The 22,759-nt window shown below is 40.3% G+C and carries 18 protein-coding genes; 14 read left to right on the top strand and 4 right to left on the bottom strand.

Annotated features, from left to right (window positions below; all coding sequences use genetic code 11):
- The first annotated feature begins 195 nt into the window (after window positions 1-195).
- From B2O97_RS07605 to B2O97_RS07570, 8 genes are all read left to right on the top strand, one after another.
- Complete coding sequence (locus B2O97_RS07605; protein WP_070564032.1) at window positions 196-3,117, top strand: FAD-binding and (Fe-S)-binding domain-containing protein; 2,922 nt, start codon at window positions 196-198, stop codon at window positions 3,115-3,117.
- Window positions 3,118-3,210: 93 nt separating this feature from the next.
- Window positions 3,211-3,861 carry a hypothetical protein gene (locus B2O97_RS07600; protein WP_046673338.1) on the top strand — a complete coding sequence of 217 codons (651 nt, stop codon included), beginning with the start codon at window positions 3,211-3,213 and terminating at the stop codon, window positions 3,859-3,861.
- A 158-nt stretch (window positions 3,862-4,019) separates the two neighbouring features.
- A complete protein-coding gene (locus tag B2O97_RS07595; RefSeq protein ID WP_070564034.1) occupies window positions 4,020-5,234 on the top strand; it encodes a DUF763 domain-containing protein in 1,215 nt (404 codons plus the stop codon).
- A gap of 189 nt (window positions 5,235-5,423) precedes the next feature.
- Window positions 5,424-5,720 (top strand): hypothetical protein, encoded by a 297-nt coding sequence (locus B2O97_RS07590; RefSeq protein ID WP_286767210.1) that lies wholly within the window; start codon window positions 5,424-5,426, stop codon window positions 5,718-5,720.
- A 178-nt stretch (window positions 5,721-5,898) separates the two neighbouring features.
- The gene (locus B2O97_RS07585; protein ID WP_046673341.1) at window positions 5,899-6,981 is read left to right on the top strand and encodes an efflux RND transporter periplasmic adaptor subunit; all 1,083 of its coding nucleotides are present in this window, start codon (window positions 5,899-5,901) and stop codon (window positions 6,979-6,981) included.
- A gap of 21 nt (window positions 6,982-7,002) precedes the next feature.
- Window positions 7,003-10,167 carry an efflux RND transporter permease subunit gene (locus B2O97_RS07580; RefSeq protein WP_070564040.1) on the top strand — a complete coding sequence of 1,055 codons (3,165 nt, stop codon included), beginning with the start codon at window positions 7,003-7,005 and terminating at the stop codon, window positions 10,165-10,167.
- Window positions 10,160-11,599: a TolC family protein gene (locus tag B2O97_RS07575; protein ID WP_070564043.1), complete on the top strand. Its 1,440-nt coding sequence runs from the start codon at window positions 10,160-10,162 to the stop codon at window positions 11,597-11,599. The genes B2O97_RS07580 and B2O97_RS07575 overlap by 8 nt, the downstream gene beginning before the upstream one ends.
- A gap of 125 nt (window positions 11,600-11,724) precedes the next feature.
- The gene (locus tag B2O97_RS07570) at window positions 11,725-12,411 is read left to right on the top strand and encodes a Bax inhibitor-1/YccA family protein (protein ID WP_286767209.1); all 687 of its coding nucleotides are present in this window, start codon (window positions 11,725-11,727) and stop codon (window positions 12,409-12,411) included.
- Between the two features lie 79 nt (window positions 12,412-12,490).
- On the opposite strand, the gene B2O97_RS07565 is transcribed toward B2O97_RS07570, so the two are convergent.
- Window positions 12,491-13,003, bottom strand: a complete 513-nt coding sequence (locus tag B2O97_RS07565; RefSeq protein WP_046673443.1) for an SRPBCC family protein — start codon at window positions 13,001-13,003, stop codon at window positions 12,491-12,493.
- Between the two features lie 217 nt (window positions 13,004-13,220).
- Window positions 13,221-14,612, bottom strand: a complete 1,392-nt coding sequence (locus B2O97_RS07560; RefSeq protein WP_070564513.1) for a hypothetical protein — start codon at window positions 14,610-14,612, stop codon at window positions 13,221-13,223.
- Window positions 14,613-14,932: 320 nt separating this feature from the next.
- Between B2O97_RS07560 and B2O97_RS07555 the strand changes: the two genes are divergently transcribed.
- The 6 genes from B2O97_RS07555 (at window position 14,933) to B2O97_RS07530 (ending at window position 22,058) form a co-directional block, all read left to right on the top strand.
- Window positions 14,933-16,099 carry a porin gene (locus tag B2O97_RS07555; RefSeq protein ID WP_083295856.1) on the top strand — a complete coding sequence of 389 codons (1,167 nt, stop codon included), beginning with the start codon at window positions 14,933-14,935 and terminating at the stop codon, window positions 16,097-16,099.
- Between the two features lie 20 nt (window positions 16,100-16,119).
- Window positions 16,120-17,550 carry an anion permease gene (locus B2O97_RS07550; protein ID WP_046673349.1) on the top strand — a complete coding sequence of 477 codons (1,431 nt, stop codon included), beginning with the start codon at window positions 16,120-16,122 and terminating at the stop codon, window positions 17,548-17,550.
- Between the two features lie 16 nt (window positions 17,551-17,566).
- Window positions 17,567-18,223: a succinate dehydrogenase cytochrome b subunit gene (locus tag B2O97_RS07545; protein ID WP_070564055.1), complete on the top strand. Its 657-nt coding sequence runs from the start codon at window positions 17,567-17,569 to the stop codon at window positions 18,221-18,223.
- Window positions 18,224-18,235: 12 nt separating this feature from the next.
- Window positions 18,236-20,152, top strand: coding sequence for a fumarate reductase/succinate dehydrogenase flavoprotein subunit (locus B2O97_RS07540; RefSeq protein ID WP_046673351.1), 1,917 nt, complete (start codon window positions 18,236-18,238; stop codon window positions 20,150-20,152).
- 11 nt (window positions 20,153-20,163) lie between these two features.
- On the top strand, window positions 20,164-20,913 hold the full coding sequence (locus B2O97_RS07535; RefSeq protein ID WP_046673445.1) for a succinate dehydrogenase/fumarate reductase iron-sulfur subunit: 750 nt from the start codon (window positions 20,164-20,166) through the stop codon (window positions 20,911-20,913).
- 290 nt (window positions 20,914-21,203) lie between these two features.
- A complete protein-coding gene (locus B2O97_RS07530) occupies window positions 21,204-22,058 on the top strand; it encodes a polysaccharide deacetylase family protein (RefSeq protein WP_236590847.1) in 855 nt (284 codons plus the stop codon).
- On the opposite strand, the gene B2O97_RS25240 is transcribed toward B2O97_RS07530, so the two are convergent.
- Together B2O97_RS25240 and B2O97_RS07520 are read right to left on the bottom strand one after the other, a co-directional pair.
- Window positions 22,055-22,165, bottom strand: a complete 111-nt coding sequence (locus B2O97_RS25240) for a GNAT family N-acetyltransferase (RefSeq protein ID WP_201639204.1) — start codon at window positions 22,163-22,165, stop codon at window positions 22,055-22,057. The two genes, B2O97_RS07530 and B2O97_RS25240, sit on opposite strands and share 4 nt — an antisense overlap.
- Window positions 22,128-22,436, bottom strand: coding sequence for a GNAT family N-acetyltransferase (locus tag B2O97_RS07520; protein ID WP_070564064.1), 309 nt, complete (start codon window positions 22,434-22,436; stop codon window positions 22,128-22,130). Before B2O97_RS07520 ends, B2O97_RS25240 begins: the two co-directional genes overlap by 38 nt.
- Window positions 22,437-22,759 lie beyond the last annotated feature (323 nt).

Genomic DNA, 22,759 nt, shown 5'->3' with positions numbered 1-22,759 from the left:
TTAATTTAAATGATGTAGCGCCACAAAAATACGTGCATTGTCGGAAGGAACGAAATAAAATTGACTTTTATGGTAATTTGTTTGATTTTGCGTTTTTATGCGTTTTTTGTTTTTGATTTGGGTATTTCTTGCAATCTTCTCTTTTTCCGATGGATAAATTTGACTAAATTTGTTTCATACATAAATGCAGATTAAGTGAAAGATCAAAATCAATTAGCCTTATTAGCGTCTCAACTCAAAGGGGAGCTCTATTATACTCATGAAACGAAGGACCAAACGATGTTGCTTGCCTATTCGACAGATGCATCTGTTTATCAAGAAAAACCCTTGGCCGTAGCCATACCCGTCGATCATGATGATATCAAAAAAATAATTGATTTTGCGCGGCACAACGGTGTCACAATCATACCACGTACCGCCGGCACTTCTTTAGCTGGTCAGGTAGTAGGCAATGGCATTATCATGGATATTTCTCGTCATTTTAACCATATACTTGAACTTAATGTCGACGAGCAGTGGGTTCGGGTACAACCTGGTGTGATCCGTGACGACTTGAATAATTATCTTAAACCGTTCGGACTGATGTTTGGCCCTGAAACTTCGACTGCAAGCCGTGCTATGGTAGGTGGAATGATTGGCAATAACTCTTCGGGTCTGCATTCGATTGTTTGGGGCGATACACGACACAATTTGATTTCGGCCAATGTACTTTTGGACGACTGTTCTGAAGTGACCTTTGAAGCAGTTGATGAAGCAGCCTATTTTAAGAAATTATTATTAGCTGGTCGTGAGGGGGATATCTACCGTAATATGAATGCATTATTGACAGACCCCGAGCATTTAAGCGCCATTGAAGCGGGCTATCCAAAACGATCTATCACGCGCAGAAATACCGGTTATGCTTTGGATATCCTTGCCGATCGCTCGACACCTTTCAATATGTGTAATTTGTTGGCAGGGTCCGAAGGAACGCTGGCTATTGTTACAGAAGCGAAACTCAAACTGATGCCCTTACCACCGCAGGAACTAGGCTTACTTTGTGTTCATTTTGCGGATATGGTAGAGTGTATGCACGGTAATGTGGTAGCCTTAGCGCACAAGCCGGAAGCATCCGAATTGGTAGATAAATACATCATGGATTTTACGGTTGGGCATCCAACTTATAAGTATAATCGTTTTTTTATTGAGGGTGATCCCCAGGCTTTATTAATTGTTGAGTTTAGGGGGCAGACAGCCGCTGAAACAGAGGCAAAAGCGATGGCTCTGAAAGCGGACCTTGTAGCCCGCGGGCTTGGTTATGCTTATCCCTACATTACGGGTATTGAACAGACCAATTTGGTTTGGGATGTACGCAAGGCAGGACTGGGGCTAATTCGCAATTTACCCGGGGATAGTCAACCTGTAAATTTGATTGAAGATTGTGCGGTGTCGCCTGAAGATTTACCTGCTTACGTGCGTGATATCCAAAAACTTTTGGTGGAAGAGGGGGTGCATGCATCCTATTATGCGCACGCGGGAGCCGGGGAACTACATATTGAGCCCTTTGTGAATTTGAAAACAGCAGCAGGGAAGCGTACATTTCGTTCAATCCTCGAAAAAACCAGCGACCTTGTATTAAAATATAACGGTTCACTGAGTGGTGAGCACGGTGATGGTCGTCTGCGCGGCGAATTTATCGGCAAAGTGCTTGGTGAAAAAGTCTACAAATTGCTTGAAGATGTAAAATATATCTTTGATCCACAGGGCGTTTTTAATGCAAATAAAATTGTCAACACGCCGCCAATGGATTCTCATTTACGTTATGACAACGATAGCAACCGAACAGAAATAAAGACCTATTTCGATTTTTCTAAAGATGAGTCTATTCTTCGGTTGGCGGAGAAGTGTTCTGGTTCGGGAGATTGCCGAAAGACTGAAATTACCGGTGGAACAATGTGCCCTTCATTCATGGCTACGCGCGATGAAAAAGATACGACACGGGCGCGGGCAAATATGTTGCGTCAATTTTTAACGAATTCCCCAAAGAAAAATCGTTTCGATCATGAGGAGATCAAAGAGGTCATGGATCTCTGTTTAAGCTGCAAAGGCTGTAAGACGGAGTGTCCTTCCAGTGTGGATGTGGCCAAAATGAAAGCCGAATTTTTGCAGCACTATTATGATGAGCATGGTGCGGGATTTAGAACAAAATTAATCGCTAATTTCACCCAGTCTCAGAAACTCGGATCTTGGGTTGCGCCCATTTACAACTTTGTGGTCAAAAATGATTTCTTGTCAGGAGTAGTCAAAAAAACAGTAGGATTTGCGCCAAAGCGTTCCTTACCTACAGTCAATGGAACGACTTTAACCCAATGGGTAAAAAAACAAGCAGTGGCAAGTGATAGTAAGCGTCGGGTTTACCTTTTTTCGGATGAATTTACCGAATATAATGATGCCGAGATCGGCATTACCGCATATAAGTTGCTGACTGCCTTGGGGTATGAAGTAGTCATTCCAAAACATGTGCAAAGCGGGCGGACTTATCTTTCTAAAGGCTTTGTGAAAAAAGCAAAGGAGATTGCGAATCAAAATATCCATTTCTTAAAGGGACTAATTACGGATGATACGCCACTTTTAGGCGTTGAACCCTCCGGGATAATTACATTTCGAGATGAGTATTTAAGTTTAGTCGATGATGATTTACGTGTTGACGCACAAAAAATAGCCAAAAATGCGCTGATGATTGACGAATTTCTGTTGAATGAAATGAAAGCGGGACGTATTCATTCAGAACAGTTTACGTCGGAAACGAAAAAGGTAAAGCTTCATGGCCACTGTTATCAAAAGGCTTTTCATCTCGTTACTGTTACGGAACAGGTCCTATCATTTCCGACGAACTTTAGCGTAGAAACAATTCCTTCGGGTTGTTGTGGTATGGCAGGATCATTTGGTTATGAGGCTGAACATTATGATATCTCGATGAAAGTAGCCGAATTGGTTTTATTACCAACCATACGCCAAACAGAACCTGGTACTTTAATTGCCGCAGCGGGTACTTCTTGCAGACATCAGATTAAAGATGGTGTAGGAAGAAAATCTTATCATCCAGTGGAAATTTTATACGATGCTTTATTGAAATAAAATAAAAACATTGCTAATAGTTGTTTGTTATCAGTAATAATGGTAATATTATAAGAGCAATATTCATTAATAACTGATAACAAACAATTCAATATGTACAAGATTCAATCTATAGCATTTCTTGCGACCGCTACGGTGCTGATGGCTAGTTGCGGAAATTCCAATCAAAAGAAAACTGATGGAAGTGATACAACAACGGTGAACAAAATTGAAGGTGTAAAAATCGAACAATTTACGAATGGTTCACCGGGCGCAGAAAAGAAGAACTTTTTTCTACGTATTACAGATGAAATTAAAACGGATTCAAGCCGTATTTATATCACAAAATCTCTTTACAAACAGGATACTGTAGGAGCGAAGTTTGAGGTTGTAGATTTTATACCCGCAGGTATAATAGATGGCCAACCGAGTGATGAAGTCGGCTTTACCAAAGGTAAGATTAGAATCTCGTCGTCGGGTCAACAGTCTGACAATTTAATTAAAGCATTAGGTGATTTATTTCAAATAGCTACCACTGATTCTTTTACAAAAGATGTAATTCTTCCAAATGTGTTTTCATCCAATAAGGTGAATGCTGATTTGTCCAAAAAAACAGCGTACAGCTTTAAACTATTTTTGGACAATAAAAAAGCTGCTCCAGCGGAGCTCTTCTTTAATGTAGACACCTATAAGCATTCGATCGAGTTTTCGGAGAAAGATCCTTCGTTCCGGGCTGGATTATTGTCAGCGTTGACCGGTAAGTAGTGAAGCTGTGACTTGTGCCGCTACTTCGATGCGCCCTAAGTTATATGCTCAGATGTAGTGTATAGATTGATCATAAAATAAAAACGGCTAGAAGCTATCTAGCCGTTTTTATTTTATCTAAAAAAGAGATAGATTTGTACTAATATATTTAGTTTGAAATGAAACGATCCGGAACCGCAGATCTCCCATTACACTATGGAAAAGTACCAGCGTGGCTTTACGAACGTATGGCTTTGCTAGGTCGCTCCATTGTTGAAGTAATATTAATGGATTATGGTAAAGACGAGGTTTTGAGAAGACTGGCAGATCCCCGCTGGTTTCAAAGCTTTGGTGCTGTTCTCGGCATGGATTGGCATTCTTCAGGGATCACAACGGCTGTTATGGGGGCATTAAAACGCGCTATTAATCCCGATGCGAAATCTTTAGGACTATATATCTGTGGGGGTAAAGGCAAGCTTTCCATGCAGACCCCACAGGAACTACTTCGGCTTTCGAACGACATGGGACTAGATGGCAACGACTTGATTCGCAGCAGTAAGCTTGTTGCTAAAGTGGATAACACCGCTATTCAGGATGGTTACCAATTATATCTCCACAATTTTATCGTGACGGATAATGGCAATTGGTCGGTCGTGCAGCAAGGTATGCATGAAAAGGATGGAACTGCCCGTCGTTACCATTGGCATTCTGAAAAGGTCAAATCGTTCGTTGAAGAACCACATGCGGGTATCAGTGGTCCTTCACAAGGTATTATCCTCAACTTGACAGCTGCAGAAGCGGCGGCCAATAGAACAGGTATTATGACGATCGTAGCGGAGGATTCAACTCAAGTGATGCAAGACTTCGCTAAACTTATTATGCCATCCCATCACGATGTCCGTGCTTCGGACGTTGACTTGAAGAGGCTAGGAGCGATGTTGTACGTGGCTCGAGAAAGTCAACCAAGCCATTTTGAAGACTTATTGCTTTTAAAAGGAGTTGGGCCCCGTACGTTACAGTCATTGGCTTTAGTCAGTGAGGTAATCCACGGTGCGCCTTCACGGTTCAATGACCCCGCTCGATTTTCCTTTGCTCATGGCGGGAAAGATGGGCATCCTTTTCCAGTTCCTTTAACCATTTACGATGAAAGTATTCAAATTTTGCAAAAAGGCATTGAAAAATCTAAACTGGGTTACGGTGAAAAATTAAAGTCGATTAACAAGTTGCACCAGATTGTCTTGGATAGCGAAAAAGATTTTCAGCCACAATTTGATATTCAACAAATTATAGCAGAAGAACGGCGAGATACTTGGAAATATGGTGGCAGAACAGTCTTCGGAGATGCACAACCCTTGAGAACAAATGGTCGGGGTTTGCAATTGTCACTTTTCTAGCGGAAATCTACGAATTGTAATTGTTTTGTTAAAATGTGTTAAAGATCGTTAAAATTAGTTGTACGCTAGTATATTTGCTCCGCAATGAAAGCGGTTGTTACGATATTCTTATTCTTATGCTTCTTATTTATCAGAAGCAGTAATAGTCATGCCGTGCTCATTGAATCCGACCGACCAACTGTTAGTTTTATGTATCAGCATAATCATGCTGATGTACACCAGTATATTGACGCATCAGTTGACCACATCGATCCGCTATTTTACGGTAATATTCACAGTGATAATCCAGTTATCGAGGAATTTGATGCCGAAAATTTTCAACTGACCAAGGATTTGCAGGTGACATCCCAATTTGTTGCGCTGCTACTTTTTGCTATTGTCCTTTTTGTTTTCGTTTTTCGATTTGCAAAGAAGATACCTTTTTGCAATTTCATAGCCTATCTTTTCCCTCAAAGATACGTTCTTCAACAAAACTGGAGAATTTAAAATATACCCTTCGAAATTTCATATGCTTTGGTGGATATCCTAAGGGATGCTCTGCTCAGTCGTAATCGATTTGTACAATCTATGAACAAGTCGGAACGACCATAAACCAAAGTAGAGGTCATTTCACCAACCAAGACAACAAACAATCAAACTTATTTTTTTAATTAGACGCTTACAAATGAAAAGAGTATTTATGCTCGCTAGTTTGGCTATTACCTTATGCCAAATCGGGTGTACTTCCAAAAAGGAAGAAAAGGAAGAAAAAGAGAAATTTACAGCGACCTCTCCGGTGCAAATGGACACAACTATCCGTAAGGACTTTGTTTCCCAGATTAGGTCTTTCCGAAATATTGAGCTTCGGGCTCAGGAAAAGGGCTATCTCGAGCAGATTTTCGTAGATGAAGGACAATTTGTCCATAAAGGGCAATTACTTTTTCGGATTATGCCGAAGATGTATGAGGCCGAATACCGTAAATCTTCGGCAGAAGTTAATGTAGCAGAAATTGAAGTTCAAAATACAAAAACGCTTGCCGATAAAAATGTCGTATCGCCCAATGAACTCGCGATGGCTAAAGCAAAACTTGAGCAAGCCAAAGCTGAGGCTGCGATTGCAAAATTACATCTCTCCTTTACAGAAATCAGGGCACCTTTTGACGGAACCATTGATCGGATTCCATTGAAATTGGGAAGTTTGGTGGATGAAGGTGAATTATTGACAAGTCTGTCCGACAACAGTGAGATGCTGGTTTATTTCAATGTCTCCGAACCTGAATATTTAAGTTATCAAACTAACGTGAGTAAACGTGGAGATACTCATGTCGGCTTGTTGCTTGCCAATAATGAGTTGTTCGCTCAAAATGGTCTTGTGGAGACCATAGAAAGTGAGTTCAACAGTGAGACGGGAAATATTGCTTTTAGAGCGAAATTTCCCAATCCAAACCGTCTATTAAAACATGGCGAGAGCGGCAAGGTGGTGATGAACTTTCCGCTGAAACAGGTTTTAATTATTCCACAGAAAGCGACATACGAAATGCAGGACCGTAAATATGTGTATGTAATCGATAAGGAGGGCAAATTAAAAGCCCGTCATATCACCATTGGTAACTCCCTACCAGATCTGTATGTGGTAACGAGCGGACTTCAAAAAGATGATAAATTTTTGTTGGATGGTATTCAGAAAGCAAAAGAGGATGATAAAATCAGCTACAGCTTTGTGCAACCTAAAGACGCCATCTCAAATTTGAAGTTAAAAACAGAATAGATCCCTTACAATTAAATTACTATGTTTAGTCGTTTTATAAATAGACCAGTACTTTCGATCGTGATATCACTGATCATTGTGTTTTTGGGTGTGCTTTCTATGGTACAGCTTCCTGTAACACAATTTCCGTCAATATCGCCACCGAAGGTGAACATCACTGCCGAGTATCCTGGAGCCAATGGTGAGTTGATGATTAAATCAGTTATCATTCCGCTGGAACGTGCGATCAATGGGGTTCCTGGAATGAAATACATGGCTTCCGATGCCGGTAATGACGGGGAAGCAAGTATTCAGGTCGTATTCAACCTAGGAACGGATCCGAATCAGGCTTCTTTAAATGTACAGAACCGCGTAGCCTCTGTGGTTAACAAGCTTCCGCCAATTGTGGTCCGTGAAGGGGTGAAGATTACACGTGAAGAATCCAATATGTTAATGTACATCAATCTCTACAGTAAAGACAAGGAGCTTGATGGAAATTTTATGTATAACTATGCGGACATGAATATTGTCTCCGAATTACGTCGGGTAGACGGTGTCGGGGTGGCAAATATTCTTGGAACACGCGAATTAGCGATGCGTATTTGGTTGAAACCTGATCGTATGACAGCCTACAAGATTTCTGCAGAAGAGGTGATGAAAGCCTTATCCGAGCAAAGTTTGGAAGCTTCACCAGGTAAAGCCGGGGAGTCGTCTGGTATGACCTCCCAGTCTTTTGAATATGTATTGAAATACCCGGGGCGTTTTACAACTACGGAAGGTTATGGCAATATCGTTTTACGTGCGGGTGAAAATGGTGAAATGTTACGTTTAAAAGATGTTGCGGAAATCAAATTCGGTTCGGCGATGTACGATATCTACTCTACACTGAATGGAAAACCATCTGCAGCGATTGTCTTAAAACAATCCTATGGAAGTAATGCTTCTCAGGTAATCCAAGACGTTAAAAGCAAAATGAAGGAATTGAAAGCTTCCTTTCCGAAAGGGCTGGATTACGAAATTAGCTATGACGTATCAAAATTCTTGGATGCATCCATGGAAAAAGTAGTCCATACTTTATTGGAAGCATTTGTGCTTGTTGCTATTGTGGTTTTTCTATTCTTAGGAGATTGGCGCTCGACCTTGATTCCAACCATTGCAGTGCCGGTTTCATTGGTGGGATCATTTTTGTTCATGCAGTTTTTTGGCATTACCATCAACTTGATCACATTGTTTGCACTGGTGCTTGCCATAGGTGTGGTTGTGGACGATGCGATTGTGGTTATTGAGGCTGTCCATGCTAAAATGGAAGAGCTTCATATTTCGGCCTATAAGGCGACCAAAAAAGCGATGCACGAAATCAGTGGTGCCATTGTTGCGATCACATTCCTTATGGCGGCGGTTTTTATTCCGGTTGCCTTTATGTCTGGCCCCGTAGGGATATTCTATAGGCAGTTTTCCATTACCATGGCTACTTCCATCATCTTATCGGGTGTTGTGGCATTGACACTCACTCCGGCTTTATGTGCGATTATGCTGAAGAATAACCATGGAAAGGCAAGAAAGAAATCCATTATCGATAAATTCCTGGATTCTTTCAATAGATTGTTTGATAAGATGTCCAACAAATATGTTTACTTGTTGAAGGGCATAGTGGATAAGCGCGTTTTTACATTTTTAGTATTAATTGGTTTTTGTATTGGCGCATATTTTTTGAATAATGCTGTTCCTGCAGGTTTTATCCCCAATGAAGATCAGGGGATGATTTATGCTATTATTCAAACGCCGCCAGGATCGACATTGGAACGGACCAATCTAGCGGCCCAGACATTGCAAAAAGAAGCTGAAGACATTGATGGTGTACAATCGGTATCTTCATTGGCTGGTTATGAAATCCTGACTGAAGGAACCGGGGCAAATACAGGTACTTGTTTGATCAACTTGAAAAGCTGGGAAGAACGTAAAGAATCCTCGCAGGAGATCATAGAGCAACTGGAGGCCGCTGCCAAAAATATTCCAGGAGCGTCTATCGAGTTTTTCCAACCGCCGGCCGTACCGGGCTATGGTGCTGCGGGTGGATTTGAGCTTCGTCTTCTGGACAAAGCAGGTTCTGGCGACTACAAGAAAATGGAAACGGTAAGTAAGGATTTTGTGCGTGAATTGAACAAAAGGCCTGAATTATCGTCTGTATTTACCTTCTATAGTGCAAGTTTTCCGCAGTATATGTTGCATATCGATAATGATCTGGCGCAACAGAAGGGTGTTACCATTGATAATGCACTGAATACGCTTTCGACTTTGGTGGGCAGTAATTACGAAACAAATTTCATTAAGTATGACCGTCAATATAAAGTTATGGTTCAGGCTTTGCCGCAATACAGGGCTTTGCCGGAAGATATCTTAAAACTATATGTGAAGAATGATAAAGACGAAATGGTACCATTTTCAGCATTTATGCATATGGAAAAGGTTTACGGTCTTTCTGAGATCACCCGGCACAATATGTATATGGCATCTGAAATTTCGGGCTCTGCCGCACCAGGTTATAGCAGTGGTGAAGCAATTCAGGTGATTAATGAAGTCGCTGCCAAGACCTTACCACGAGGCTATGGCATTGATTGGGCTGGTATTTCCAAAGATCAGGTAGGTCGTGGAAATCAAGCAATTTATATCTTCTTAATTTGTCTCGGTTTCGTTTACTTGATACTTTCCGCTCAATATGAGAGCTTTATTATGCCCTTTGCGGTGTTGCTTTCTTTACCAATCGGAATCTTTGGGGCATTTCTACTATTGAAGTTATTGGGATTGGAAAACAATATTTACGCGCAGGTTGCTTTGGTCATGCTTATCGGTCTACTTGGTAAAAATGCCGTGTTGATTGTTGAGTTTGCCGCTCAACGGCATTCGCAGGGATTGAGTATCATTGAGGCTGCCTTGGACGGTGCAAAAGTAAGGTTTAGACCTATTTTGATGACATCATTTGCTTTTATCGCCGGGTTGATTCCCTTAGTTATGGCTTCAGGCCCAGGTGCAATTGGAAACCGTACGATCGGTACAGCGGCAGCGGGAGGTATGTTGTTAGGGACGGTTTTTGGTATTGTGGTGATACCGGGCTTATACTTTATCTTCGGGACTATTGCCTCCAAACGCAAGCTTATTAAACACGAAGATGAAAATCCATTAACTGAAGAACTTGATAATAATGACTAATCGCAGAAAAATACAATGGGTCATTGCATTTTCGCTTTCAGCAGCAGTGACGGGATGTAAGGTTCCCAAAGCGACACAAATACAGGAGAATAAATTCGTTCCGAAGCAGTATACAGATGTAGCTCAATCAGATACAACGAATTCAGCGTCGGTTAAGTGGCGTGAATTTTTTACGGATCCAAATTTAGTTGTATTGATCGATACAGCGTTGAAAAACAATCAGGAGCTGAATGTTACTTTGCAGGAGTTGGCGATCGCAAAGAATGATATTCTTTTACGAAAAGGAGCATTGAAACCCACTGTTGGTTTACGTGCCGGAGGTGGTGTTGAAAAAGTTGGACGATACACCAGTCAGGGGGCCGGTGATGCCAGTACAGAAATTGCCCCTGGAAAGGAAATGCCGGATCCACTAGGAGATTTGACCATTGGTGCGTATGCCAGTTGGGAAATCGATGTTTGGAAAAAACTGAAGGACTCCGAACAAGCAGCACTGAACCGTTATCTTGCTACGGTAGAAGGGAAAAATTTTGTCTTAAGTAGCCTTATTGCCGAAGTTGCCCGTTCGTATTATGAATTATTGGCATTGGACAATCAGTTGGCTATTATCAAACAAAATATCGAGCTTCAGGACAATGCGCTTTCGGTAATCCGATTGCAGAAACAGGCTGCTCGTGTAACAGAACTGGCGGTTCAAAAGTTTGAAGCCGAAGTGTTGAAGACCAAAGGTATGGAATTTGAGACGCGGCAACAGATCAAAGAAACTGAAAACCGTATTAATTTTCTATTGGGACGTTTCCCACAAGAGATCAAACGTGACAAAAGCAATTTTGTCGATCTGATCCCGGCGAAAGTTAAGACAGGTATACCGAGCCAACTACTAAGCAATAGACCTGATATTCGTGAGGCCGAGTATGAGCTCGCTGCCGCGAAGTTGGACGTACAGATCGCGCGGAAAGAGTTTTATCCTTCTTTGGAGATTTCGGCTGCTCTGGGTTTACAGGCATTCAAGCCTTCTTATCTATTTAAGATGCCTGAATCAGTTTTGTATAATCTAATAGGGGAGCTTGCAGCACCTTTGATCAACAAAAATGGGCTTAAAGCGGAATTTAATACAGCCAACGCGAAACAAATACAGGCGGTATATAATTACGAGAAGACGATTCTGAATGCTTACTTAGAAGTCTCTACACAACTTTCTAATATTGAAAACCTCGGGCGCAGCTACGATTTCAAAACAAAACAAGTTGAGGTTCTGAATAATTCCGTGTCTGTGTCAAATGATCTCTTTAAATCAGCGAGGGCAGACTATATGGAGGTTTTAATGACACAACGCGATGTACTGGATTCAAAACTTGAATTGATAGAAACAAAGAAGCAGCAGCTCAATGCTGTTGTCAATATCTATAAAGATTTGGGAGGAGGCTGGAAATAAGTTGTTTGTTTGAATGGACCCCGCTAGGCGGGGTTCTTTTTTTATAAGCCTATGCAAACTTCTTTCTTGTGAAAATAGAATAAATGCTTATTTTTAATCCTTATTTAATCTATTGTATTTGTTTTATGGAATCACAAGAGTATATTCTTATCAATGATGACGCTGAAAGGGGCGTTTTTTATAAAAAAACCTATCTTCATGTTGCGCTTTCGATTTTAGCATTTATCGTTTTGGAAACTTTGCTGATCAAATTGATCCCTTATGATTTTATCGTTTGGATAGTTAGCGGAAAATTTATTTGGTTGTTCTTATTGGGATGTTTTTGGTTGGGCTCCACACTTTCATCAAGATGGACACTTTCGCAAAGCCGTCAAACCCAATATTTAGGCCTAGCATTCTATATTGTACTGGAGGCAATCATCTTCCTGCCGATGATTTTTATGGCGGTATTTATGACCGAAGGAATTAGTGTCATTTATCAGGCAAGTATAATGACTTTGGCCTTGTTTACCGGCCTTACTGTCGTTGCATTTGTATCCAATAAAGATTTTTCATTTCTCAGAAATATCCTGGTGATTGGAGGCTTCTTATCTTTGGGGGCAATTGTTGCTGGAGCTATTTTTGGTTTTGAACTTGGATTATGGTTTTCGGTTGCCATGATTGCACTTGCTTCTGGAAGCATACTCTATCAAACTCAAAATCTGAAGTATAGTTACGGCAACGAACAATATGTAGGGGCAGCCTTGCAGCTATTTTCATCAATCATGTTGCTGTTCTGGTACATTCTACGAATTTTAATGCGCAGAAGATAAATTTTGTTCCTTTTAAAAATGAGAAAAAGTGGTTAAAGTAAAGTTTATTTTAACCACTTTTTTTTGCATTGTATAGTCGCTATTCTAGTCTATTTTTTAAGTTTTTCAGACCCTGATCGAAGTCTTTATTCATATTCATAAATAAGTTCATAAAGTTCCATGGATAGGGCGATTTTCCTGAAATTCCCCAGGTCACCAAAGTTTGATTAGGCGAGATCTCTTTTAAGATGAAATAACCCTTGGCTGGTTCACCCATACCGAAATCGAGGGCCGTTTCAATTGTTTCGCCCTCGACGATTTTTGTAATGGTCTGTGAACCTTTACCGACTTTCTTACCATCCCAGCTGGATTTATAGCCGACTTGACCATCTACACCCTGTTCAGTTTTTTTCATTTGCGGGTCTGATAGTTGCCATACACCAAAGTTATCTTGGTTCTTAAGCATTTTCACGTAGTTGAACACTTCCTGCTTTGGCTTATTGATTGTTATCTCACTCTGGGCCGAGAAGTCTTTACTGACGAAGATTGCAGTAATTAAGGGAATAGCGATGATGATCGCCAAAACAATTAGGATTTTTTTTAGGATTTTCATAATCATGCATTCATATTGGTTTTCCTAATAAAGATAAAGGATAATCGGGATTTTTATTGGAAAAAACAGGAATATATTTAGCAATGAAAAAAGCCTCTTCCAATATTGAAAGAGGCTTTTTTGTAATCAAAGCGTAGCACTACTTTAATAGTTCTAAATGGGTGCTGATGCCAATTCTATTCCACGCATTTATGGTAATCATCTAGTAGGTCATCCTTTAGGCTGCATTTGGAGCTGGATCAACATTCCAACCGGAAAGTATACCGCCATAGAAAAAGAAGGTGACGTAAAAATTCTTTTTGCTCACCTGATCAGTAACCAGGTATTTTTGAGTTACATCGTATGCATCTATTTTTTTATATTTTGATAATGCTATCGGGCTGGCAGCAGGATTTTCTGAGCGTACCAAATCTTGTATCTTTTGGTTGATTAATTTCATAATACCTTCTTTTTTGAAAGGATTATTTTCGATTTTCACATGTGCCGAATGGGTTAAAGTTCCATTATTTTGCGCTTTTTTAGCTTTCGCAGCAGCTGTATAGTTTTTAAATTTTTCCCTTATCTGCGGATCTTTTAAGCTATGGATGGTAAAAATAGAAATTCCCTGCGCACCATTATTTAGCGCCTCATCCATATCGGCAAATATTTCTTCATTATTTTTAGCCATCAATCCACAATATAGCGTCGTATTTGCTCCTTTATCGCGCACATTTTCTAATGTACAATCTCTAATAAAGCTTGGATCTTCTGTATAAAAATTGCTGTATACCATCGGAAAAACAACATCCAAATTCCACTTACCCCAATCTTGGCGCACCATACGAGAAGCCATTTTGGGAGTCGGAAATGGGGATGCAGCCATTGTTTTACCATGGGAGTGAACGATGTCTGCAATCATATTGGCGATATCGGTTATCTGATCGCAACGAAATTGGCGCCATTTTAGATCTTTCGATGGATCTTTTTGTGCTCTCGGATCATAACCATACTGTTTCTTGAACTTCGCTATTGCAATTGGATGGTAACCGTAATCCCAAGCTGGGTATTCACGATCTTGAACAATATTGTATTTAGGCCAAAGGGTTGTAGGGAGGACAACATCCACGTAGCGATTATAGTCAATAGAAATCCCCTCCAATCCCTCGACTTCACAATAGGATTCGATTTTTTTACGGATATACTCTTTTACTCCGGGCACAACAGGTGACAAAAATTTATAATAACCAACGTATGCAGTGGTATCTGCCAGACTTTTACCATTTCGATTGACGCTGAACCAATCCGGATGTTCTTGGAGTATTTTATCCCTGTCATGTTCCAAGTTCATCGTCCAAAGCCACGCGATAACTTGGATGCCATATTTTTTTGCAATGGGAATTGCTACCCGATACTCGTCTGGACTGGCGGCATTTAACATTACGCCATCGATTCCTAAATAATTCATCTCACGGCAAATTGAATCAAAGTTTGTTTTGGCGTTGTAATCTAGCCAAGTCCAAAACATGGCGGGTTTTTCTTTGTCAGCAGCGTGGCTTGTGGTTATTGAAAAACCCTGAATGATCAGGAGAAGCAGGCAAATAAAACATGTCTTGATTAATTTTTCTTTCATAATATTTATCGATTCTAAAAATTGCATACCATAATTTACGCGCGAAGTTTTCAGTGAGTTCAATGGCTCCTTAAAAGATCAATCTGCGAATTTGAAAATTAGATTAGTTTAATGTTCGTCCGTGAAATTACACAAAAACATGGAATTTACACGATACCATTTTAGAATCGGACTGGTTTTCTTACAGTTATTAAATTATATTAAAATAACAAAACATTTTCTAATGTTATCTGTTGTTACTACAATACCAAATCGAAGAAGTAACATTATTAACAACGAAAAGTAGGCCGGGCTACTCGCTAAGGCCAAATTGTTTTGATATGAAGAAACATTACATTCCACTCCTTATTGCGTGCTCACTATTGAATAACCTGGCCAACGGGCAAGAAGTAGGGACCGAACAACAAAGCAAAGTAGATTCTGTAAAACTAACCAAGGATGATACGATTTATCCCAAGCTTCAGGTAAAAGGTTTATTTCAGGCCAGATACCTTGTGAGTGGCACAAAAGATGTAGACGTTAATGGACTGCATCACAGTGATGGTTCTGGTACGGACAACAATTTTATGGTGAAGTATATGCGCGTTCAGATGCGTGCCCAAATTAGCAAACGCACAGAGGTGACAGTTTTGGCAAATCTCGCGGATTTTAAAAGCGATCCGAAAACAAAAGTTCTCGAAAATGCTTATTTGAAATATACATTTAGTCCCAAATTGGCGATTACAGTAGGCCAATTCCGTCCCTGGTTTGGTATTGAAGAGACTTATCCAATTGATATTATCAAATCATTGGATTGGTCCAATCAATATCTTGAGTTTGGCAAACTCGGCTGGGCAAGCTTTCAGATCGGCGTGGCAGCGACAGGTGAGACCACGCTTGGGGAAATGCCTTTTAGCTACTCGTTATCCGTGGTAAATGGAAATGGAAAAAATCAGGTAGTCGATAACGACAATGGCAAACAATATGCTACGCGTCTTGTCTTTGGCCTTTCGAAGAAGTATAGTGTTAACTTAGGGCTCAATGGGGGGATTGGCGAGGTTATGAAAAAACAGGTGCACGCATTGGGTGTTGATCTAACCGGAAATGTGAACTTTGGCAAGCGCTGGAATCTCGATATGCAGCTGGAAGCAAAACAGGCGATCAATCATAGCCTGTACTATTCGTTGGACGAGAGTGCTCGTAGCTCCAAATTGAGCGATTACCTTGTACGGGGTATTTATTTTCTTCCAAACTTAAGATACGAAGTAAATTATTTCAACCTAAGCGCTTTCGAGCTATCTTGCCGATATGAATACATTGATCCTAATTATAAACTAAATGCAAATGGACGTCAAACATACACACCGATGTTCGGTCTAGAATTTTTAAAAAATTATGGTGCAAGGATTCAGCTTGGTGTCCAGTTAGACCGGTATAAAAAGCAGACCGAAAATACCAGTGAATTCAATAAGAACTTATTTATTATTCAAGTGCAAAGTCGATTCTAATTTATTAAACCACGCTTATTATGAAAGAAATCAGTATTAAAAATATTGCCATCACTTTTCTTGTGGCACTCATTTTATGGTTTATCCCAATACCGAAAGGAGTCAGCCCAGAAGCTTGGCATCTCTTTGCTATCTTCGCAGCAACTATTCTTGGGATTATTTTAAAAGCAGCTCCAATGGGTACCATGTGTATGATGGCCATAGCATTTACTGCGCTGACACAAGTGTTGGCCCCCGGAGATGCTGGTAAATCCATTACCAAAGCTTTGACCGGTTTTGGCGACAAAGTTATCTGGCTGATTGGTATCTCTTTTTTTATTGCTCGCGGTTTCATAAAAACCGGTCTTGGCAATCGGATTGCATTTCTTTTCATTCGTGTTTTTGGAAAAAGTTCGCTCGGGTTAGCCTATGGATTGGGACTGGCAGACGTCTGTTTAGCTCCAGCAATCCCGAGCAATACGGCTCGAGGCGGTGGAATTATATATCCAATTATGAAATCCATGGCTATTAGTTTTGATTCCGTCCCCGATAAACCAGAGACACATCGGAAATTGGGATCCTATCTTACTTTAAATAGCTATTATATGAATCTTATCGCATCTTCGATGTTTTTGACTGGGACGGCCAGTAATCCAATGTGTCAAAAATTTGCTGCTAACCTGGGAATCGACATTACTTGGATGTCCTGGGCCATTGCGGGATTCATACCTGGTATTGTCGCCTTTTTTGTGGTACCGCTTGTTCTTTACAAATTATATCCGCCTGAATTAAAAAAAACAGGCGATGCGCCGAAGATGGCGGCACAGAAACTAAAAGAGATGGGGCCTATTTCGAGGAATGAGTGGTTAATGCTTTTGGCATTCTTTATCTTATTGGCATTATGGATCTTTGGTGGATCCTTTTCAATTGATGCTACAACGACGGCTTTTATAGGTTTAACGCTACTGTTACTAACCTCTGTGTTGACCTGGGAGGATGTTAAAGCAGAAAAAGGAGCATGGGATACGATTGTTTGGTTTGCTGTGTTGGTCATGATGGCCAGTTCATTAAACGAATTGGGATTCATCGGCTGGTTTAGTGATTTGATTAAAGTACAGATTGGTGATTTGAGCTGGCAAATAGCCTTTCCTGTCATTATTCTTGTTTACTTCTTTAGTCACTACATTTTCGCTAGCGCCACTGCCCATGTAGCAGCGATGTATGCCGCTTTGTTGGGTGTCGGTGTTTCTTTAGGCATTCCACCAATGCTGCTTGCGATGATGCTTGGATTTCTAGGCTCCATCTATGGTGTATTAACACATTATGGCCATGGCCCTGCACCGGTATTTTTCGGAAGTGGCTATGTTGATTTAAAATCATGGTGGTTGCGTGGATTGGAAATCGGTATCGTATTATTGGTGATTTACATGGGTGTTGGTGGATTGTGGATGAAGGTTATAGGTTATTATTAAAAATTAGGATCTTATTATGTTATCTACTTTGTCAAAAAAGATGCTCATGTGCCTGACTGGATTGTTTTTAGCGTTCTTTTTGCTGATTCACTTCCTAGGGAACTTACAGCTATTCTTGCCGCAGGAACAAGCACATTTACAATTTAATGCCTACTCACATTTTCTAGCGGGCAATATCTTGATCAAGATTATCTCTTATGTACTTTATGCCAGCATTATCCTTCATGCCTTAGATGGCCTTGTCATTACATTAAAAAATAAAAAGGAGGGAGCTGTTTATAAATCGGATCATCGCGGAAGAGCAAGCAAATGGTACTCGCGTAATATGGGAATTTTAGGTACTATAATTCTCATCTTTTTAGTTATCCATTTTCAGAATTTTTGGTATGTATACAAATTTGGTGCAACCCCGCTTGATGAGCGGGGGAACAAGGACTTATATGTTTTGGTCATCGCTGTCTTCCAACAATGGTGGTACGTCCTTATCTATGTATTATCTATGATAGCCTTGTGTTATCATCTTATTCACGGGATTCATAGCGCAATTCGAACCTTAGGATTATTTCATCCAAAATTTGTCAAATGGTTTAAGATCCTTGGCATTGGCTATTCGGTTATCATTAGTTTGGGCTTTGCCATGATGCCTGTTTATATATTCTTTACAGTAAACTAAAGCGGATAAATCATGATATTAAATTCAAAAATACCAGAAGGGCCATTGGATGAAAAATGGACACGCTATAAGAAGACTGCCAAATTAGTTAATCCCGCCAATCGCAAAAAATTGGATGTTATCGTGATTGGTACAGGGTTGGCGGGTAGTTCTATTGCAGCCTCCCTTGGCGAGATGGGGTATCAGGTGAAATCATTTTGTTTTCAGGACAGTCCGCGACGGGCGCATTCCGTCGCAGCGCAGGGCGGGGTAAATGCGGCAAAGAACTATAAAAATGATGGAGATAGCGTTTACAGAATGTTTGTTGACACCTTAAAAGGAGGGGATTTCCGTGCACGTGAAGCAAATGTATACCGCATGGCAGAATGCTCACTTAATTTGATCGATCAAGCTGTAGCCCAAGGAGTTCCTTTTGGACGAGAATACGGCGGCTATTTAAATAATCGCTCTTTTGGCGGCGTACAGGTAAGTCGGACGTTCTATGCAAGAGGCCAAACCGGGCAGCAGCTTCTTTTGGGCGCCTACCAGGCACTTATGCGCCAGGTAGGAAAGGGAACCGTGCAACTTTTTACACGACATGAGATGCTTGATGTTGTTGTTATCGATGGAAAGGCACGTGGTGTTATCGTACGTAATCTAGATACGGGCGATATTGAACGGCATGCGGCCCATACAGTTGTATTAGCAACAGGAGGTTATGGTAAAATATATTACCTATCGACCTTGGCTATGGGATGTAACGGTTCGGCAATCTGGCGCGCACATAAAAAGGGCGCATTAATGGCTTCTCCGAGCTGGATTCAGATTCACCCGACGTCCTTACCACAATCGGGCAGTTATCAGTCTAAATTAACCTTAATGTCGGAGTCTTTGCGCAATGACGGAAGAATATGGGTCCCCATGAAGGAAGGTGAGACGCGAGAACCCAACGCTATTCCGGAGGAAGAACGGGATTACTATTTAGAACGACGGTATCCCGCATTTGGAAATCTTGCCCCACGGGATATTTCCTCTCGGGCGGCAAAGGAACGGATCGATGCCGGCTTTGGGATTGGTCCACTCAAAAATGCTGTTTATCTTGATTTTGCGAAGGCTATCAGAGAACAGGGGAAACAGAAAATACAGGAAAAATATGGTAATCTATTTGACATGTATGAAAAGATTACGGGATATGATGCTTATAGCGTACCGATGATGATTTCACCGTCTGCACACTTTTCCATGGGCGGTTTATGGGTCGATTATGAGTTGATGACGAGTCTGCCAGGTTTATTTGCGCTTGGCGAAGCTAATTTTGCGGACCATGGTGCAAACAGACTTGGGGCAAACTCACTGCTTCAGGCATCTGTCGATGGCTATTTTATCGGTCCCTATACGATTGCCAATTATTTGGCAAACGATATTCATACGGGGAAAATTTCCACAGATCATATTGCGTTTGAACGTGCTGAAGAGGATGTTAGAAAACAAATCGACGTATTTTTGAAAATCAAAGGCAGTAAAACTGTGGATTATTTCCATAAAACACTCGGCAAAATACTCTATGACTATTGTGGGCTGGCACGTAATGAAAAAGGGCTTCGCTATGCTATTGAAGAAATTAGAAAGCTAAAACAAGAATTTTTCAAGGACGTTATTGTCAGCGGCGAGGCCGATACGTTAAATAGCGAACTGGAGAAAGCCGGACGTGTAGCAGACTATTTTGAGATTGGAGAACTGATGTGTTATGATGCATTGACGCGAAATGAATCCTGTGGAGCGCATTTTCGGGAAGAATATCAAACTGCAGACGGAGAGGCGCTACGTAACGATGCCGAATACCAATTTATTTCCGCTTGGTTATGGAAGGGAGAAAATGAAGAACCTGAGTTGGTCAAAGAACCGTTGACCTTTGAAGAAATACAACCAACTGTTAGGAGCTATAAATAAAATGAATGATTATGGATTTATATCTTAAAATATGGCGACAAAAGGATCGCAATGCTACAGGCAAATTAGTGACGTACACATTAACTGACCTAAATCCGCATATGTCTTTTTTGGAAATGTTGGATACTTTAAATGAACAGTTGATAACAGGAGGAGAAGAGCCCGTCGAGTTCGATCACGACTGTCGTGAAGGAATTTGCGGGCAGTGCGGAATGATGATTAACGGCATTGCACATGGGCCCCTTAAGCATACGACGACTTGCCAGTTACATTTACGTTCATTTAAAGACAAGGATACCATTACCATAGAACCTTTTCGTTCAGCCGCATTTCATATAAAAAAAGATCTGAAAGTGGATCGTTCCGCATTCGATCGAATTATTTCTTCTGGTGGATTTGTCTCTATCAATACAGGACAGGCTCCAGATGCAACAGCCATTCCTATTTCTCATGAATTAGCTGAATCGGCATTTGACTCGGCAGCCTGTATAGGTTGTGGTGCTTGTGTGGCGACGTGCAAAAATGGCAGCGCGGCCCTTTTTACCTCAGCAAAGATCACCCATATGGCACTATTACCACAAGGAAAGGAAGAGCGTAGTCAACGGGTATTAAATATGATCAAACAAATGGATAAGGAGTCCTTCGGTCATTGTTCAAATACAGAAGCGTGCGAGGTAGAGTGTCCACAAGGTATATCTGTACTGAATATCGCACGTATGAATTTTGAGTATAACAAGGCACTATTTTTTAAAAAGAAATAAAGACCAACGGTCGAAAAAAGTGGCACGATAGTTTCTTATATCGGATTTATAATAAAGACTGAAGCCATAAAAAGAGCGATACCGGATCGTTGAAGATGACTCACCTTATCCCTGAAAGTAGGGATTTGTAAGATTTTATGGTTAATAAATAGGTTTTTGTAGTAATTTTGAAAAAAGAAATTCATTAAGTTATAGCGATTGATATGAAGTGTAGTAGGTTGTTTGTGGTACTTTTCATTTGTAGTATAGTGTTTAGTGTAACCGCATGTAAGGATTTTTCAAACAAAGTCTTGGGAAAAGGCGAACTGAAGGACACACTTACGGAGAAATTGGTTGTTAAGGAAAAAATACCACATTTGTTGAATAGGTGGGATTCGCTTCAGAAAAATCAGATACACTTTACAGTAGATAGTCTACACCCTGTTCCGATCAAACAACAAAGACGTGAGCTAAAGGACTCCCTGCGGAAAGCATTTGATAAGCAACCAAAACATATTTATTTGACTTTTGATGATGGCCCATTAATTGGTAGTGCTTTTATTGATTCTATTGCGAAAGAAAAAAACATTAAAGTGAGTGTATTCTTGATTGGTAAACATGCGAATATGAGCAAAGGAAGAAAACGCGATCTTGCCCGTTATGAATCCAATCCACTTATAGCCTGTTATAATCACAGCTATACGCACGCAAACAATCAATATTCAAGATTTTATAGTAACCCCCAAAATGCTTTTGCTGATTTTGAAAAGAATGAAAAAGATCTCCATTTAAAACATAAAATTGTTCGGCTTCCAGGAAGGAATATTTGGATATATGATAATGTTCGTAAGATTGACCTTAAGAATGGATCCAGCACAGCCGATCTATTGCATAAGAACGGATATACAATTTATGGCTGGGATGTCGAGTGGCGGCTTAATAGCGTTACTGGTACGCCCATACAGAGCCAAGAGTCTACCTTGTCTCATATCCGAAATTATATGAACAACAAAAGCTCAATGGTACCTAATAATGTTGTTTTCTTAATGCATGATGATATGTTTCAAACGCGAAAAGGGCAGCAGGAGTTATCCACTTTAATTGATGCATTAAAAAAAGAAGGCTACCAGTTTGAATTGATGCAAGATTATCCGATTAAGTATTAGATAGGTTCGCCAGCTGTCATCTCATCAAAACCCATTTCTTTTGCAATCTGATGAGCACCAAGAATTAATTTACCGCCAATTCCCTGTCCTTGAAACTGAGGTAGCACAGCGACAGGAGCCAAGGCAAGAGAATCGGATGTTTTTTTGATTCTCTTTATCGATAATCTTCACCTTTGTCAGGAGTATATAGCCTGCTATTTCTCCTTCAGCTTCAGCTACCATTGACAGTTGTGGTATAAATTCTGCTGTCCTTCTTAGTTTTTCTACTAAAATGTGCTCTTGATGATCGCTATACTGTTCGTTTTCAAAGGCGAGTCGGATCAGTTCGAATACAATCGTTGTGTCACTTGACTTTTCTGTCCTAATATTTACAGTCATAGTTTTTTTGTACAACTATTTCTTCGCTATTAATAAAGCCGTTTTTGGCCCCATTATTTGTAGGTACATAGTTGTTTAGAAAAAATCAATTATAGATCTAATTATATAGGATAAATATGCGTATTAATATTTGAAAAATTGATAATATAGTTTCTAAATGATAAAAAGTACTTTTCCTCAGGACTTTCTATTTGCAGTGTTTTACTAGTTCTTTGATCTTGCGTTGAGTAGCAAAAGCGCTGGAAACAATTTTGAGAAAATGAATTTACAATTGATTTGTTTTTCAATAAATTATCTGATTACCAATCACTTAATAACAATAG

This window comes from Sphingobacterium sp. UBA865, from assembly GCF_002295765.1.
Lineage (GTDB): Bacteria > Bacteroidota > Bacteroidia > Sphingobacteriales > Sphingobacteriaceae > Sphingobacterium > Sphingobacterium multivorum.
This window is presented reverse-complemented; position numbering and strand designations above follow the sequence as displayed.

Bases quoted from the DNA above. Each gene is read 5' to 3' on its own strand.
- B2O97_RS07535 (WP_046673445.1), top strand. From the start codon at position 20,164: ATGGATTTATATCTTAAAATATGGCGACAAAAGGATCGCAATGCTACA.
- B2O97_RS07565 (WP_046673443.1), bottom strand. From the start codon at position 13,003: ATGAAAATCCTAAAAAAAATCCTAATTGTTTTGGCGATCATCATCGCT.
- B2O97_RS07575 (WP_070564043.1), top strand. From the start codon at position 10,160: ATGACTAATCGCAGAAAAATACAATGGGTCATTGCATTTTCGCTTTCA.
- B2O97_RS07585 (WP_046673341.1), top strand. From the start codon at position 5,899: ATGAAAAGAGTATTTATGCTCGCTAGTTTGGCTATTACCTTATGCCAA.
- B2O97_RS07580 (WP_070564040.1), top strand. From the start codon at position 7,003: ATGTTTAGTCGTTTTATAAATAGACCAGTACTTTCGATCGTGATATCA.
- B2O97_RS07590 (WP_286767210.1), top strand. From the start codon at position 5,424: ATGTATCAGCATAATCATGCTGATGTACACCAGTATATTGACGCATCA.
- B2O97_RS07540 (WP_046673351.1), top strand. From the start codon at position 18,236: ATGATATTAAATTCAAAAATACCAGAAGGGCCATTGGATGAAAAATGG.
- B2O97_RS07555 (WP_083295856.1), top strand. From the start codon at position 14,933: ATGAAGAAACATTACATTCCACTCCTTATTGCGTGCTCACTATTGAAT.
- B2O97_RS07545 (WP_070564055.1), top strand. From the start codon at position 17,567: ATGTTATCTACTTTGTCAAAAAAGATGCTCATGTGCCTGACTGGATTG.
- B2O97_RS07560 (WP_070564513.1), bottom strand. From the start codon at position 14,612: ATGAAAGAAAAATTAATCAAGACATGTTTTATTTGCCTGCTTCTCCTG.
- B2O97_RS07595 (WP_070564034.1), top strand. From the start codon at position 4,020: ATGAAACGATCCGGAACCGCAGATCTCCCATTACACTATGGAAAAGTA.
- B2O97_RS07550 (WP_046673349.1), top strand. From the start codon at position 16,120: ATGAAAGAAATCAGTATTAAAAATATTGCCATCACTTTTCTTGTGGCA.
- B2O97_RS07570 (WP_286767209.1), top strand. From the start codon at position 11,725: ATGGAATCACAAGAGTATATTCTTATCAATGATGACGCTGAAAGGGGC.
- B2O97_RS07600 (WP_046673338.1), top strand. From the start codon at position 3,211: ATGTACAAGATTCAATCTATAGCATTTCTTGCGACCGCTACGGTGCTG.
- B2O97_RS07520 (WP_070564064.1), bottom strand. From the start codon at position 22,436: ATGACTGTAAATATTAGGACAGAAAAGTCAAGTGACACAACGATTGTA.